Source organism: Nocardia sp. NBC_00508 (assembly GCF_036346875.1).
Lineage (GTDB): Bacteria > Actinomycetota > Actinomycetes > Mycobacteriales > Mycobacteriaceae > Nocardia.
In genome coordinates, this window is the sequence record NZ_CP107852.1 from 4,294,725 (window position 1) to 4,309,153 (window position 14,429).

Sequence of the window (14,429 nt, forward strand, 5' to 3'; positions counted from 1 at the left end):
AGGTTCTATCCCATCTCCGGGGACCATTTCAGGGGATAGCGGGGACGGGCGCATCCAAGGCCACCGATACGAGCAGAGGTCTTTCCAATGGACCACATAGCTTTTGGGGACACGCCGCTGTCCCGTGTCAACTACTACCGGCGGGTGTGCGACCTGCCCGCTGTCATCGACCCGCCCTGCATGGGCCGGATCATCATGCGCGCAACGCAAGTGTGGGGGATCATCATGCCCGCCCAACTCGGCGCGGCGGTCAGAAACCATATGCGACATCAGCATTCGCTGATCGGACCGATCATGTCGCATCCGCGGTCGAAGCGGTGGACCATCCTCACCCGACCTGACCTGCCCGACGAGGTGCGACTGTTCGCCGAGTTGTATCGGCTGAACGTGTCGATCGTGCGGACCGGAGGAACGATCGCGCTACCGAGCCCGGACCACCGATCCGCGCACCTGCGGCTGTGGGTCGAAGCACCCAACTGCCCGTTCCGCCACTCGGGTCTGGTCGTGGTCGACGCCATCCGAGCGTGCGCCGGACCCGGCAAGCCCCCGAGGGCGGCGGCGCATGTCTGAATCCGAACTGCCCAGGTCGCTGCGGTTGTCGGAGTGCATCGGCGCTGTCTTCAAGAACGCGACCGACACGCTGATGTACGTGGGCTATCCACAGTGCCGTCGCATCGCACCGGTACACGATGACGTGATCAGCGAACACAGAGGCGTATCCGGTCGCGAATGCTCTACCGCCGGGCTCCGCGTGGTCGATGACAGATCCGATTTCGTGATCGGCAGCAGCCGGTGACCGGCAGCGGTGAACCTACAGACGCGAACACGTCCCCACGTCCTACCGAGGTCGATGTCCGCCTCAGCCTGTTCTGGCACGGCCTGCACCTCGAATTCGCCGCCTGCGCCACGGCTGCACACGCATTCGTCAAGGAGTGGAGGGCGGCCCACTACGGCGACGCGGTGGAAGTCTTTCCGGACGGTGCGGAGGGCCTTCCTCGCCTCCCATGCGAACGCCTCTACCTCGAGTCATGATCGGAGAAACGCCTCCGGAATCGGCCGCTTCGGCGAGAGCGTGGCGCCGATCGGGATCTGTCGCTCCGAGTGGGTGCTTTGGCCAACCGGGGCTGCCGGTCAGCTCTGCGTCAATTCCAGATACGATTCCCATGGACGGTCCGGTGGCTGAACGGACTGGAACCGGGAATCCGGCGCGAGTATGTCGCCACTGAATACGCCGATGAAGAGTTCGGACCCCTGCTTGGTGCGAATCACTTGCGTAGGAGTGGAGCCCGTGACGAAGATATAGAAGTTATCGACGGGATAGTCGAACTTGAAGCTGCCAAGGTTGGACCAGCAGTATCCGGGGGTTCCTGCCACCGAGTTCAGCCACTCCGCTGGAACGCCGGACAACGCCATGACAACGCGATCCCACTGACTAGCCCACCCCGCGGCTTCCGTCAGCATTCGCAGCGAATATGTTCCAGGCTGCGCAGCCCGGTCACTGATGGCGCGTTGTAACCCGTAGGAAGAGCCCAGAGGCTCGGCCCGCGACTCCAGGTCGAAGGTCGCCGAGCATTGCGCATCAGCGGTACTACGGTCATCCGATGGCGAGCATGCCGTACTGGCCAGCAAGCAGCCTGTTACGGCCATGATCTGAAGAAGACCGCGCACGGGATCACCGACCTGCCGGAAGCGGAATGTCAACAGGCGCAGGGTGCCCGTTCCTATCCACGTCTACCTGGTTGCTCCATGCGACCTGGCCTTTCTGGTCGAGCACGATCGCACCGCCATCCTGGATTCGTTGATAGATCAATCGCTGTAGCTCTTGCGGCGAGGCATTCGGATTGTCGATGGCAATCTGTCGTCCAATCGAGTTGTTGTGCAGGTCCATCGCTTCTCGCGTCGGGGGGTTCGCGCCCAGTCCTTCGTGCGCGGTGCCGTAATTCTCGGTCCACTCTGCGCCGTATCGCTGCGTCATGAGCGCATTCCAGTACATGTGCCGGAACGCATCGCCATGGCCGTCGTTGAGCGCGTTCTCGCTCGGATTCGTATAAGTCTTCTTGGCGGCGTCCTCGGCTTGGGCTTTGATCTCGAAGAAGTCCGTGATCTCACTGATCGCGTTGGTTCCTGGCCGGGCCATCCGTGATGACAGGAGCGCTATCTCCTCAGGTGTCATCAGGATCGGTTGGAAATCGGGATGGACGGCACGGATGCGATCGAGGACGAAGCCGGATGGCCATAACGTGGCCGGCGCACTTGACGGGGCGGTCTGGAATTTCGTGAGGACCTCGGCGAGAACTGGGTCCTGCGGCATTTTGGTAGCTCCGCGCTGCGTTTCCGGTGACAGATCCTCCAGCAGCCGCTTGATCTTCTCCGCGCCTTCCAGATCGGTTTGCTGGATGGCTGTCAACGCAGCCCGAAGCTGTGTTGTCAGGTAGAGCTCAAGCCCTTCTTTTTCTACGAGGCCGGTGGGACCGTATTTCATGAGGACCTCGGCGTTGGACATCCTGGAGTCCACTCCGCCGTTGTCTCTGACGAAGAAATCAAACTTGGCAGACTCTGCTTCGGCCTTCTTGTCCTTGATCACATCGATGTAGCCGACGATCGCATCGATCTGAAGGTAAACCTCGTGTTGGATGTCGATGAGGACCTGCTTTGTCCGCCGAGCATGGTCCCGGTCCTGAGCCGCCCGGTTGCGAGCGGAATCGGCGACAGATCCCTTGAAATAGGTATATGACATGTCGATGCGTGATGCCGCTTGGTGGGTCTGCTCATCGATCCGCAGCGCTGCGTCCTTGAATACGTTGGCAATGGCGATTGTGGCGCGTGGATCCCAGGCTAGGACCTTCGGCACCGTCAGAGGCGTCGTGTAGCTTCCACCGCTCATCGCTGACCTGCCTCCCGAAGAGCGGTGGCCCAGAGCTGGTCACGGTTCACAAATTCGACTACGGCAGTGTCTGTGACATCGGCGAAGTCGATCAGCCGTTTCGTGTGGTAGTCCACCACGTTGTTCAGTGCCCTAGCGATCTGGTCGACAGAGTCTGCGACCTGGGAATCTTGCATCATCCCGACGGCGACGACGCCGCTCGCCAGCGGTATCAACTGTCGTATGGTGTCGGCGTGGCCGCGTACTATCCCCGCCATCTCGCGAGTCTTGTCCGGATCAAGTTCGAGTTCGCTCACCGCGGCCCCCCGTCCATTGGCAGATTTGTCGTTATGCTACTGGCCCAGCCAGCCAACGGCCAGTGCGGCCGGGCGGAGGTCCCCTGATTGTCGCTGTAGGTAAATGCCAACCAGCGCAACAACTCTGCCCACCCAATTTTTCTGCGGCCCGCGCCGGGGGCTACTGGGAATAGCGGTCACTATCCGGTGGTCCTCGACCGCGGCCAGACAACGACAGTGGCGTGTTCGGTTCGCTGTCTCTCCCTCGCACCGTCACGGTTGCTGGTCGTCGGGGAAGACATCGCACCCTTCCGTTGTTGCACCTGATCGCTGCCATCCTCCCGCACCGCGGATAAGGGCCCGGTAACCTGCGGGGTTGTCGGGGGCATCGGGGAGAATGGCGGGGAATCGAATACGAGGAGGGACTGTGACCGACGGTCCGCTGATTGTGCAGAGTGACAAAACGCTGCTGTTGGAGGTCGACCACGAGTTGGCCGATGCGGCGCGGCAGGCGATCGCGCCGTTCGCCGAGTTGGAGCGGGCGCCGGAGCATGTGCATACCTATCGGGTGACGCCGCTGGCGCTGTGGAACGCGCGGGCGGCGGGGCACGATGCCGAGCAGGTGGTGGACGCCCTGGTCAGTTTCTCTCGGTACGCGGTGCCGCAGCCGTTGCTCGTCGACGTGGTCGACACCATGGCGCGCTACGGCAGGTTGCAGCTGGTCAAGCATCCCGCGCACGGGCTGACGCTGGTCAGCCTGGATCGCGCGGTGCTGGAGGAGGTTCTCCGGCACAAGAAGATCGCGCCGATGCTCGGCGCGCGGATCGACGACGACGTCGTGGTGGTGCATCCGTCCGAGCGCGGCCGGATCAAGCAGATGCTGCTGAAGATCGGCTGGCCCGCCGAGGACCTCGCGGGCTACGTCGACGGGGAGGCGCACCCCATCGAGCTCGACTACGTGACCGGCGGCTGGCACCTGCGCGACTACCAGCAGATGGCCGCCGACTCGTTCTGGGCGGGCGGGTCCGGCGTAGTGGTGCTGCCCTGTGGAGCGGGCAAGACGATGGTCGGCGCCGCCGCGATGGCCAAGGCGAAGGCCACCACGCTGATCCTGGTCACCAACACGGTGGCGGGCCGGCAGTGGCGCCGCGAACTGCTCGCGCGCACCTCGCTCACCGAGGAAGAGATCGGCGAGTACTCCGGCGAACGCAAGGAGATCCGCCCGGTCACCATCGCCACTTACCAGGTGATCACCCGTCGCACCAAAGGCGAGTACAAGCATCTGGAACTGTTCGACAGCCGCGATTGGGGCCTGGTCATCTACGACGAGGTCCACCTGCTGCCCGCGCCGGTCTTCCGGATGACCGCCGATCTCCAGTCCCGCCGCCGCCTCGGCTTGACCGCGACCTTGGTCCGCGAGGACGGCCGCGAAGGCGACGTGTTCTCGCTGATCGGCCCGAAGCGCTACGACGCGCCGTGGAAGGACATCGAGGCCCAGGGGTGGATCGCCCCTGCCGAGTGCATCGAGGTCCGGGTCACGCTGACCGATGCCGAACGGATGGCGTACGCGACCGCCGAGCCGGAGGAGCGCTACAAGCTGTGCTCCACCGCGCACACCAAAATCGCCGTGGTCGAATCGATTCTGGCCCAGCACCAGGACGCGCCGAGCCTGGTCATCGGCGCCTACCTGGAACAGCTGGACGTACTCGGCGCCGAGCTCAACGCCCCGGTGATCCAGGGTTCGACGAAAACCAGAGAACGCGAAGAACTCTTCGACGCGTTTCGCCGCGGGGAGATCCCGGTGCTCGTAGTGAGCAAGGTCGCGAACTTCTCCATCGATTTGCCGGAAGCCTCGGTAGCCGTCCAGGTCTCGGGCACCTTCGGTTCGCGCCAGGAGGAGGCGCAGCGCCTCGGCCGGTTGTTGCGGCCGAAGCACGACCGCGGCCAGGCCCATTTCTACTCGGTGGTCGCGCGCGACACCCTCGATGCCGAATACGCCGCGCATCGTCAGCGGTTTCTCGCCGAGCAGGGGTATGCCTATCGCATCACAGATGCCGACGACTTGCTCGGCCCGGCCATCGGATAAGCGGAGGCAATCCCTCCGCAAGCTGTGCTAGGAATGAGGGCGTGCGACGCTTCGAATTCGCGGTGGACCGCAGGCATGCCCACGCGGTCAACGAAGTATTCGCCGACCTTCGCCGCCTGCGTCTCATGGCGACCGCCGCCGCGGTGGTCGCGGCAGCCGGAACGGCGTTCCTGATCTGGCTGAACCACAGCTGGGCGTACCTGCTCGCGGTCGCTTTCGCGCTCGGTGCGGTGACCGCGCTGTGGGTGGCGCTGTGGACGCCGCGGCATTCCAGCATCGACAAGCTCTACGCGGACGGCGAGCTGGTCCCCGCGGTGGTTTCGGAAACCTATCCCTCCGGCGTGGTGCTGCTCGCCTTGGTCGACGTGTCGACGCCGGAGGCGGCCGATCCGCGCTACGCCCTGGTGACCAGGAAGGTCCGCACGCTGCCCGGCCACCAAGCCAAGGCGGGTGAGCGGGTGCCGTCGGTCGCGGTGCGCACCGACCGGGCACCGCGGCAGGTGGGCGAGCGCTGGCAGTCGGTGAGCGCCATGCCGATCGCCTGGGGCACCACCGACGGCTCGGTCATCGAGCGCGCCCGCGCCGCGATCAGCGAGGTCGAGTGGCGGCTGCTCACCGATAACCTCGCGCTCGCCGACAAGGTGCGCCGCACCGCCACGAAAAGACTGCTCCTCGATCCGCACCAGCTGCCCGGCGAGCTCGGTTCCTGAATCCGGCTGCGAAGCCCAGTTTTTGCCCTTGCGCGGGCGCATACACTCGGGAGATGGTCCCAGCGTCCAATTTGCTGGCGTTCGTCGCCGCCGCGGTCGTCATCATCGTCGTGCCGGGTCCCGGTGTGCTGTTCACTGTCGGTCGCGCGCTCACCCTCGGTCGGCGTGCGGCGCTGTTCTCGGTGCTCGGGCACGCCGCGGGTGTCTACGTCGCGTTGGTCCTGGTCGCGATCGGGCTGGGCACACTGCTCACGGCGTCGGCGCTGGCACTCACCGTGGTCAAGTTCGCTGGCGCGCTGTATCTGATGTACCTGGGAATCCAGGCAATTCGCCAGCGTGGGGCCTTGCGCGCGGCATTGGGTGCACCGATCGAACCGACGCCCCATGCGCGAGTGCTGCGTCAGAGCGCGATCGTCGGGCTCACCAATCCCAAGGCGATCGTCTTCTTCTCCGCCGTGCTGCCGCACTTCGCCGACCCGGCCGGTGGCTCGTTGCCGTGGCAATTCCTGCTTCTCGGCACCGTCTTCCTCGCCATCGCGCTGGTTTCCGACAGCGCATGGGCGCTGCTGGCCGCCTCGGCCCGATCCTGGTTCGCCCGGTCGCCACGCAGGCTGGAGGCGGTGGGCGGCGCGGGCGGCGTGATGATCTTCGGTGTCGGCGCGTCCGTGGCGCTGACCGGCAGCGGTGACTGAAGCGGCTACCATCCTGCGAGGTCGGTGCATCGGCGCCGAAAGAGGCGGGGTTGAGAGGGGTGGTCGTTCGTATGAGGTTGTCCGGCTGGATGTGCGCCGCGGTCGCCTGCGCGTTCGTCGCCGTATGGTCGGCGCCCGCGAACGCCGACCCGCTCGCGGACCCGCTGGTCGGCGCACCCGGCTTGGGCGATCCTTACTACCCGCTGGACGGCAACGGCGGCTACGACGTCCAGCATTACGACGTCGGCATCGACTATGACCCGCCGAGCCGCCGGCTCACCGGAACCACCGAGATCTCCGCCACCGCCACCCAGGCATTGCGCAGGTTCAACCTCGACTTCGCGGGGCCGGCGGTGCGCATGGTGTCGGTGAACCACCTGCCTGCCGCGTTCGACCGCAACGGTGAGCACGAATTGACCGTGACGCCGACGCTTCCGTTGCTGCCCGGTCTGCCGTTCGTCGTCACCGTCGACTACGCGGGTCCCGCTGTGGACGCCGGGGGTGAAGGATGGACTTTCGCTCCCAGCGGCGGCGCGTTCGTCGCGGGCGAACCGCACTCCGCCACCAGTTGGTATCCGCTCAACGACACCCCACTGGACAAGGCGACGTTCGAACTACATGCCACCGTTCCCGCGGAATGGGAGGTGGTGTCCAACGGTCTGCCAACCGAGAATGTGCTGCGCGGTGACAAGCGGGTGGTCGGCTGGGCGACCACCAAACCTGTGCTCGGCTATCTGACCACGGTCGCGATCGACAAGTTCGACTACCTGGAGCAGCGGCGCGCCAACGGCACCCCGCTGGTCAGCGCGTTCGCCCCGAACGCGAAAAGCCACCACCGCGAGACCGAGCAGCGCCTGCCGGAGATCCTCGACTTCACCGAAAACCTCTACGGCCCATACCCCTTCGAGGCCTCTGGCGGAATCTACCTGGACGCCGATATCGAGTACTCGCTGGAGACCCAGACGCGCCCCCTCTACGCGCCCAAGACCAATCTGCAGACCGTCGTGCACGAGATCGCGCACCAATGGTGGGGCAACTGGGTGTCGGTGCGCCACTGGTCGGATATCTGCCTCAACGAGTGCTTCGCCAGCTACACCGCCGACTACCTGTGGCCGGAGCGGATGGAGGGCAAGAACGTCGACGACGACTACCGCGAGACCATCCGCAAGTACCGCGACAGTGCGAAGTTCTGGGCGATTCCGCTGGAAAACCCCGGCGCCGGAAAGGAATTCACCTCGGTGTACTACCGTGGGCCGTTGTTCCTGCACGCACTGCGCAAGCAGATCGGCGACGCGGTGTTCTTCGTCGCCGTCCGCGACTTCCTGGCGGCACACACCTACGGCAACGCCTCCATGCCGGAGTTCCGCGCGTTCATGCAGTCAAGGTCGGCCACGAATCTGACCGGTTTCTTCGACGCGTGGCTCGACCGCACCGAACCGCCGCCGGAGGAATACCTGTTCCCCAGCTCCCCCGCCGCTCCGGGGCTTTAGGCTCCCCCGCCTCTCCGGGTATTGAGGCCGTACCAGTCGGTGACGCGGGATTTGCGTTCAGGTCCTGCGTCGGGTGTCGCTCGGGTTTGGGCGTTCCCGGTGAGTTACCCATGTGCTTCTGAGATCACGTGTTGCGTTGCGTGATCGGGAGTGTGTGGCGTGATCGGGAGTGTGTGGCGATCAGTGGTTGCGTTGCCGAGTCCCGAAGCAGTGGTGTCACTTGCCGTCGACGCGCTGACGGGCCTTCGTCACCCGGCGTTCGGCCCGGTCCAACTGGCGTTGTGCGATGTGCAGGTTTTCTTTCGCGGACCGCTCGGCAGACTTGCGGAACTGTCGTTGCTCTTCGGCCCGGGTGAGTTCGTCGCGCAATGCTGCGACGCGCGCGTCTACGTCGGACAGTTCCTGTGCCGCGTCATCGAGTGCTTCCTGGGCCGAATCCCGTTCCGCGCGCGCGGATTCGAGTGCTTCCTGCGCGTCATCCAGCTCGCGGCGCGCACTGTCGTCCGCCGCCGCTCCCGCTGCCCGCTGCGGCGTCGCTGGTTCGGGCGCCGCGCGCAGATTCGGTCCGCTCGGTCCGAAGCCTTCGTAGCTCGCCGCCGTGGCGAGCGTTCCCGTGCGCACTTGCTCGGCGACGTCCGGTTCGGCGAGTGCCGCCGTCAGCGTCTGGCCGACCTCCCGCACGACGCCCTCGCCCACCGGGTGTCCGTGCTCGGCGGCCAGCGCGCCCGCCTTCTTGGCCAGCGCGTTGACCAGCTGCTGCCGCTGCGCGGTCAGGCTGCGCAGCTGTTCGGCGGACAGCTCCCGCTGCGCGGCGGCCAGCGCCGCGCCCAGCCGCAGCAGGGCTTCCACGTCGTCGGGCGCTGCGCGGGCGAGCAGGTTCGCCGTCCACGCGGCAAGGGTGGGCTTGCGCAGTTTGCCGATTGCGGTCGCGAGCTGCTTGTCGCCCGCCTTCTTGGCTGCGTCGACCCGGTCCGCACGCGCGGCGACGAACTCCGCGGGAGCCAGCCCGTACAGGTCGTTCGCGACGTCCTGAACCGTCATACCGACCAAGCGTAACGACTCGATCTCCGGCAGCGACACAAACCACATGCTGGACAAGGGTCCAGTCGAGGAAATGCGAAAGGCGTTGCTAGTGAACTACTCTGCGTTCCAACTGCTCGGCCGTCTGGTCCCCACCATCATCGGTCTGTCGCTCCTGGGCCTCCTCGGGCTGCACATGTAGGGGGGACACACCACCACTCAGGGACCACTGACTCCGCCACGCACTCCTGATCGCGCCACGCAACAGCTGATCTCAGAAGCACATGGGTAACTCACCGGGAACCCCCAAAATCCGCGAGGCACCCAACGCAGGACCTGAACGCAAAATCCCGCATCACACGACTGGTACGGTCTAAAGACACGGAGAGGCGGGACAGCACCCGACGCAGGACCTGAACGCAAACCCGTGTCACCCAACTAGTACGGCCTCAATACCCGGAGAGGCGGACAGAGTATCCTCACCCGCGTTCACGACCCCGTGAACGTGTTCGGTGAGAGAAGGTTTACAGGTGATGGTTCCAGGAGCGAGGCTGCTGGCACGGGTTGTGCTCGCCCTCGTGGCGGTGGCCGCGGTGGTGGTCACGGTGGCCGGATGTTCGTTGATCGGTGACGCGGGCAAATCGGACACGGCCAAGGCGAAGGTCGGCGACTGCATCAACGTCATCGAGGGCTCGGCGGTGGATTCCAAGACCGAGCCGGTCGACTGCTCGTCGGACAAGGCCGTGTACAAGGTCGCGCAGTCCTACGACAAGAAGACCGACTGCGCCTCCGATTACACGTCCTACGAGGAGACCCTGAGCGGCGGCACCACCGCGTTCCTGTGCCTGGCGCCGAACTTCAAGGAAGGCCGCTGCTACAACGAGAGCAGCGCGACCGGATACAAGCAGGTCGACTGCACTTCGTCGGAAGCGACGTTCCGGGTGGTGAAGCGGATCGACGGTCAGGCCGACGAACTGCTGTGCAGCGAGGACGCCGACGGCTTCCGGCTCATCGAGAGCGACCCCAAGGCCACCTTCTGCACGGCCAAGCCGAAGAACTGATCACTCCAGCAGGGCAACCGACGCGATCCGGTGCAGGGTGAAGTGCCGGACCGCGCCGGTCACCGGGTCCAGTGCGTCCAACTGCCCGTTGCCCACCTTCAACGGCTCCACCACGCGCTGCGTGGCGACCCCCTGGGCGTCGACGTAGCCGATGTTCACCGATCGACGCACCCGCGCCGCCAGCTGGAGCAGGGCCAGGGTCGCCGCGGTATTGGTCCGGGTGCCGTCCGGCCGCACCGAGTGACCCGAGCGTGCGCTCGCGGCGCGTTCGCCCGCACGCAGCTCCGCGACCAGCAACTCCAGTTGCTCGGCGCTGGGGGGCGTCGGGCGATACGGCTGGCGCGCGGCAGGCCGCACCGCTATCCGTGCGCCCCGCGGGCGCAGATCGACGATCGCGCCCGACGAATCCTCACCGGCGGGCGCGAAACCGGCCGCCCGCAGCTGTTCCAGCACTTCGCCCAGCGGCGCCTGGGCGATGGCGACGGTCGGCGCGATGGACCGCAACGCCAGCATGCTCGCCACCGGCGCGGAAAGCACCTGTGCGAGCAGCGCCGGGTCGTCGGTGCGGAGGAACGACTGCGCCATACCCGCACGCAGCTGACCATGCCGCCGCGCCACGTCATCGATCAGATAGGTGAGTCCCTGCGGGATAGGCGTCCGGGAATGCTTGGCGAACAAGGCGTGTAGCTCGGCCGCGGTCAACCCGGCGTCGAGGGCGCGGCGTGCCGAGGACTCGCTGATCCGATACACCGTTGCGGCGCCGGCCGATTCGACATCGGCGACGAGAGCGATGCGATGCTGCAGGTCCGTCGTCAGCGGGCCGGGGGCGATCACCGTCAGATCCGCCTGGACCAGCACGTGATCGACCGGTTCCGGCAGCGCCGCCTCCATCTCCGCCTCGGCGTCGGTCACGCTGGTCGCCGCACCGTGCAGCAGCGCCCGCGCCGGTGAGCCGAGCGCGCCGCGGCCGACGAAGCCGAGCGCGGCCGCCTCGGCAAGGGTCTGCTCGACCACCTCCGGCCGGAAGTTGCGGCGCCTGCGCGGCTGTAGCCATGCCAGCACCCGGCCGATATCCGCCGGGTCCAGCATGGTGCCGGATGGATGCTCCGCGAGCAGGCCGAGGATCGCGTGCCGGTCGCGCGGTGCGTGCGGGGTGCGCAGCTCCAGCGACAGTGCCGCCAGCGGCTTGTCATTGGCATCGCGCATACCGATCATCCACGGCATCCGGTCCAATTCCAGCCAAGTGAGCGCGAGGGTGGCCCAGCGTCGCGCGGGCGGGGATTCCAGCCAGGCGTCCACAGTGGGGGTCGGCGCCCAGAACTCGTCGGTCGAGTCGAAGTCCGGCGGCGGGTCCGGCAAACCCTTCTCGAGCAGTTTCGCCGCCGCCAGGAGTTCGACCAGCAAACCTGCCCTCGGCTCGTCGACACCGGTCTGCTTGGCGATGCGGCGCAGCTCCCGCACGCCGAGCCCGCCTGCGCGCAGGGTCGGGGCGGGAGCCTGGCCGAGCACTTCCAGCACGCCCGCGCAGTGCCGCAGCAGCTCGCCCGCCTCGCCCGCCGTGACGGCGTTGACCTCGGCGGGCGCCTGTTTGGTCGGGTGCGGCTGCGGTGGGGTCAGCGCGTGCGGGTGCGTGACCGGTTCTCGGCGTAGCACTTGGCCGACGGTGACGGGCAGTTCGACGGTCTCTTCGTCGATCCAGTGCAGCAGCCTCCGTGCCAGCAGCCGCTGGATCGGACGATCGGCAGGAGTGCCCGGTGCGGCGTCTCTGGTGCGTCCGCGTGGGCCGGTTGTGGCCAGCTTGTCCAGCAGGGCCCGTTCGGCGGGAGTGAGCTCGCCGAGCGCGGCGGCAACCTCGGGTTCGGTGAGTGCGTCGGGAATCTCGGTCGCGCTGCCGATCGGCCACGGCAGCGCCTCGGCGGCTGCCGGGATCAGATGCAAGCGCTGCTCGTCATCGAGCCATACCAGCGCGCGAACGGTCAGGCGCTCCAGCGCGTCGTCGATCGCGGCGCGGGGCACCCGTTCGCTCAGCTGCACGTGCAGTTCGTCGCTGCGCAGCGGGCCACCGCTGGTGCGCGTGACGCCGTGCACCGCAAGGGTTTCCAGAATGGCGAATTCGAGCGTGTTCAGGTCCTCGGTGGCACGCAGCACCGACGCGCGCTGTTCGGCGCGGGCGGCGAGCACGGCCATCGAGGAGGGCAGCGGCACGGCCAGGTCGGGCCGAAGCTGCAACAGCGTGACGAGCTGGGCATCACTGCGGCCACCGAGCCATCCGGCGAGGGAGTCGGTCGCGGTCATCCGACCCAGCCTACGACGCCGGGGCCGAGCAAGCGGATCCGTACGCAACCGCTGATCTCAGAAGCACATGGGTAACTCGCCGGGAACGCCCAAAATCCGCGAGGCACCCAACGCAGGACCTGAACGCAATCCTGTATCGCCTGACTAGTACGGCCTGAAGACCCGGAGAGGCGGGACAGCACCTAACGCGGGACCTGAACCCGAATCCCGTGTCACCTGACTAGTACGGCCTAAAGGCCCGGAGAGGCGGGGGAGCGAGGCGGGGGAGCGAGGCGGGGGAGCTAGCATGGGGCCGTGGTGAACAAATCGAAGAAACCCTACGTCGACAACGGCTGGCCGAAGGTCGCCGACGGTGACCACGCAGTCACCGAGCTCTCCTCGGCCCGCTCCGGTGGGCTCTCGCCCTATGGCGAGGACACCGAGTTTCCGGTCCCCGCCGAGCAGCTGCCCTACATGCACCCGAACACGGTGATCAACCGCTGAGCGCGCCGGAACGTTCTCGACTACCGAGAAGGGCCCCGCATCCTCGTTGATGCGGGGCCCTTCTTCGCGAGTGTCGGGGGTCAGGAAGGGAGCAGACCCTTGTTCGCCTCGTAGAAGTTGACGATCGCGGGGTCGAGCGTGACTCCGCTCGCCTTGGCGGCGTTGACGAAGTCGAGGGCTTCCTTGGGCACCTGAACGCCCTGAGCCTGCACGACCTGGATAGCGCGGTCGACGGCCGAGAAGACCTGCTGAGAGCTGTCTTGCGGCGCGGCCTGGGCGGCCTGCGGGGCAGGGGTCCAGGCCGGGGTTTCGGTGGTGGCGGGCGCGGAGCGCGGCGTGGGCGCGCTGCTCAGGCCCAGCTTGCGCGAGCAGGAGGGCCAAGCGCCCCAGCCCTGCGTGGCGAGGACCTTCTCGGCGACCACGATCTGCTCTTCGCGGGAGGCCTGGTTGGCGGCGGCGGCGTAGTCCTGGCCGCCGTGGGCGCGCCAGGTGCTCGGCGAGAACTGCAGCCCGCCCTGGAAACCGTTGCCTGTGTTGATACCCCAGTTGCCGCCGGCCTCGCACTGAGCGAGTCGATCCCAGTCGGAGTCGGGTGCCGCGCTGGCGTTGCCTGCGAATGCCGCACTGGCAGTGCCGATGATGGCGCCGGTGACGGCAACCTTGGCTACTGTGCGGCCGGTCGAGCTTGGCTTGCGATGGCGTCCACTCATATCGGGTTCGTCTTCCTCTCGGCGCACCTGCGACGTCTTCGTTTGGGGTTCGGACTGAGAGGTCGTCCGTTCCGCCCTCGCCCCTTACGTTTATGTCGGGGTCCGGTACCCGCGGGGCGAGGCTCGGTGCGGCGGGCCGGTGGTTGCCGGGTGTCCCGGCTGGGTAAGACGGTACGACGAACCGCGGGAAAAATCACTATTTGGTAACCGGCGTGTACGGATGGGTCTCGATGCGATCTCGAGCGCGTTGAAATGCCTTGACGCAGCTAGACGAGCCGCAGCGGCGTTGGTTGCGGGCCGTCACCGCTCTGTGACCTTCTCGTAATGTGACGAGGATCACATAACTGAGTCGGTAACGATCGCGCCGGGTAACCGTTGGCTCGCGACGGAGGCGGCACCTCCGGTTCAGCGCGATCTGCGGCCGGAGCGCAATGCGAACACGAGGGCGAGGATGAACCCCAGCGGCGCGAGCAGCGCGCCGAAGTACAGCCACAGCCCCGGCTCACCGTCGGTCAGCATCGGGATGGCGAAGATGACGATGATCGCCAGCAATCCCAGCGCGAACAGGCAGAGCGCGAGCTGCAGCAACCAATCGCCGCGGTGACGCGGCGCGCCACCGGACGGAGTCGGAGTGGAAGAGTTCGTCACGGCTCGACGGTAAAACTGATGTGCTTGCGTTATTCGCGCCGGGGTAGACTCGATGGCAATCGCGTCCCGCAATCG

At 66.5% G+C, this 14,429-nt stretch carries 15 protein-coding genes; 8 read left to right on the forward strand and 7 right to left on the reverse strand.

Annotated features, from left to right (window positions below; genetic code table 11):
* The first annotated feature begins 87 nt into the window (after positions 1–87).
* Together OHA40_RS19130 and OHA40_RS19135 are read left to right on the forward strand one after the other, a co-directional pair.
* On the forward strand, positions 88–570 hold the full coding sequence (locus OHA40_RS19130) for a DNA-directed RNA polymerase subunit beta (protein WP_330228278.1): 483 nt from the start codon (positions 88–90) through the stop codon (positions 568–570).
* Complete coding sequence (locus tag OHA40_RS19135) at positions 563–796, forward strand: hypothetical protein (protein WP_330228279.1); 234 nt, start codon at positions 563–565, stop codon at positions 794–796. The genes OHA40_RS19130 and OHA40_RS19135 overlap by 8 nt, the downstream gene beginning before the upstream one ends.
* Positions 797–1,131: 335 nt before the next feature.
* Here OHA40_RS19135 and OHA40_RS19140 read toward each other — a convergent pair whose 3' ends face one another.
* From OHA40_RS19140 to OHA40_RS19150, 3 genes are read right to left on the reverse strand one after another with little or no spacing between them, the layout of a single operon-like run.
* Positions 1,132–1,701 carry a hypothetical protein gene (locus tag OHA40_RS19140; protein WP_330228280.1) on the reverse strand — a complete coding sequence of 190 codons (570 nt, stop codon included), beginning with the start codon at positions 1,699–1,701 and terminating at the stop codon, positions 1,132–1,134.
* Positions 1,673–2,884, reverse strand: coding sequence for a DUF6973 domain-containing protein (locus OHA40_RS19145; RefSeq protein ID WP_330228281.1), 1,212 nt, complete (start codon positions 2,882–2,884; stop codon positions 1,673–1,675). The genes OHA40_RS19140 and OHA40_RS19145 overlap by 29 nt, the downstream gene beginning before the upstream one ends.
* Complete coding sequence (locus tag OHA40_RS19150; RefSeq protein WP_330228282.1) at positions 2,881–3,180, reverse strand: hypothetical protein; 300 nt, start codon at positions 3,178–3,180, stop codon at positions 2,881–2,883. Before OHA40_RS19150 ends, OHA40_RS19145 begins: the two co-directional genes overlap by 4 nt.
* Before the next feature lie 406 nt (positions 3,181–3,586).
* Here OHA40_RS19150 and OHA40_RS19155 point away from each other — a divergent pair, with 406 nt between their 5' ends.
* The 4 genes from OHA40_RS19155 to OHA40_RS19170 all read left to right on the forward strand — a co-directional run bounded on the left by OHA40_RS19155 (position 3,587) and on the right by OHA40_RS19170 (position 8,137).
* Positions 3,587–5,245, forward strand: coding sequence for a DNA repair helicase XPB (locus OHA40_RS19155; protein WP_330228283.1), 1,659 nt, complete (start codon positions 3,587–3,589; stop codon positions 5,243–5,245).
* 41 nt (positions 5,246–5,286) lie between these two features.
* Positions 5,287–5,955 (forward strand): DUF3239 domain-containing protein, encoded by a 669-nt coding sequence (locus tag OHA40_RS19160; protein WP_330228284.1) that lies wholly within the window; start codon positions 5,287–5,289, stop codon positions 5,953–5,955.
* A 53-nt stretch (positions 5,956–6,008) separates the two neighbouring features.
* Positions 6,009–6,647, forward strand: a complete 639-nt coding sequence (locus tag OHA40_RS19165; RefSeq protein WP_330228285.1) for a LysE family translocator — start codon at positions 6,009–6,011, stop codon at positions 6,645–6,647.
* Positions 6,648–6,718: 71 nt separating this feature from the next.
* On the forward strand, positions 6,719–8,137 hold the full coding sequence (locus OHA40_RS19170) for a M1 family metallopeptidase (RefSeq protein WP_330228286.1): 1,419 nt from the start codon (positions 6,719–6,721) through the stop codon (positions 8,135–8,137).
* A 216-nt stretch (positions 8,138–8,353) separates the two neighbouring features.
* On the opposite strand, the gene OHA40_RS19175 is transcribed toward OHA40_RS19170, so the two are convergent.
* Entirely contained in the window at positions 8,354–9,178 is an 825-nt protein-coding gene (locus tag OHA40_RS19175; protein WP_330228287.1) for a hypothetical protein, read from the reverse strand.
* Positions 9,179–9,690: 512 nt separating this feature from the next.
* On the opposite strand from OHA40_RS19175, the gene OHA40_RS19180 reads away from it, so the two are divergent.
* Complete coding sequence (locus OHA40_RS19180) at positions 9,691–10,218, forward strand: LppU/SCO3897 family protein (RefSeq protein ID WP_330234270.1); 528 nt, start codon at positions 9,691–9,693, stop codon at positions 10,216–10,218.
* Here the strand turns inward: OHA40_RS19180 and OHA40_RS19185 are convergent, their stop codons facing one another.
* A complete protein-coding gene (locus OHA40_RS19185) occupies positions 10,219–12,513 on the reverse strand; it encodes a helicase-associated domain-containing protein (RefSeq protein WP_330228288.1) in 2,295 nt (764 codons plus the stop codon).
* A 294-nt stretch (positions 12,514–12,807) separates the two neighbouring features.
* Between OHA40_RS19185 and OHA40_RS19190 the strand changes: the two genes are divergently transcribed.
* A complete protein-coding gene (locus OHA40_RS19190; RefSeq protein WP_040773955.1) occupies positions 12,808–12,996 on the forward strand; it encodes a hypothetical protein in 189 nt (62 codons plus the stop codon).
* A gap of 80 nt (positions 12,997–13,076) precedes the next feature.
* Here the strand turns inward: OHA40_RS19190 and OHA40_RS19195 are convergent, their stop codons facing one another.
* Positions 13,077–13,706 (reverse strand): resuscitation-promoting factor Rpf1 domain-containing protein, encoded by a 630-nt coding sequence (locus OHA40_RS19195; RefSeq protein WP_330228289.1) that lies wholly within the window; start codon positions 13,704–13,706, stop codon positions 13,077–13,079.
* Positions 13,707–14,111: 405 nt separating this feature from the next.
* On the reverse strand, positions 14,112–14,354 hold the full coding sequence (locus tag OHA40_RS19200) for a hypothetical protein (protein WP_330228290.1): 243 nt from the start codon (positions 14,352–14,354) through the stop codon (positions 14,112–14,114).
* Positions 14,355–14,429 lie beyond the last annotated feature (75 nt).

Excerpts from the sequence above, each read along its gene's own strand:
- OHA40_RS19180 (WP_330234270.1), top strand. The coding sequence starts at position 9,691 with ATGGTTCCAGGAGCGAGGCTGCTGGCACGGGTTGTGCTCGCCCTCGTG.
- OHA40_RS19130 (WP_330228278.1), top strand. The coding sequence starts at position 88 with ATGGACCACATAGCTTTTGGGGACACGCCGCTGTCCCGTGTCAACTAC.
- OHA40_RS19175 (WP_330228287.1), bottom strand. The coding sequence starts at position 9,178 with ATGACGGTTCAGGACGTCGCGAACGACCTGTACGGGCTGGCTCCCGCG.
- OHA40_RS19185 (WP_330228288.1), bottom strand. The coding sequence starts at position 12,513 with ATGACCGCGACCGACTCCCTCGCCGGATGGCTCGGTGGCCGCAGTGAT.
- OHA40_RS19165 (WP_330228285.1), top strand. The coding sequence starts at position 6,009 with ATGGTCCCAGCGTCCAATTTGCTGGCGTTCGTCGCCGCCGCGGTCGTC.
- OHA40_RS19135 (WP_330228279.1), top strand. The coding sequence starts at position 563 with ATGTCTGAATCCGAACTGCCCAGGTCGCTGCGGTTGTCGGAGTGCATC.
- OHA40_RS19145 (WP_330228281.1), bottom strand. The coding sequence starts at position 2,884 with ATGAGCGGTGGAAGCTACACGACGCCTCTGACGGTGCCGAAGGTCCTA.
- OHA40_RS19195 (WP_330228289.1), bottom strand. The coding sequence starts at position 13,706 with ATGAGTGGACGCCATCGCAAGCCAAGCTCGACCGGCCGCACAGTAGCC.
- OHA40_RS19170 (WP_330228286.1), top strand. The coding sequence starts at position 6,719 with ATGAGGTTGTCCGGCTGGATGTGCGCCGCGGTCGCCTGCGCGTTCGTC.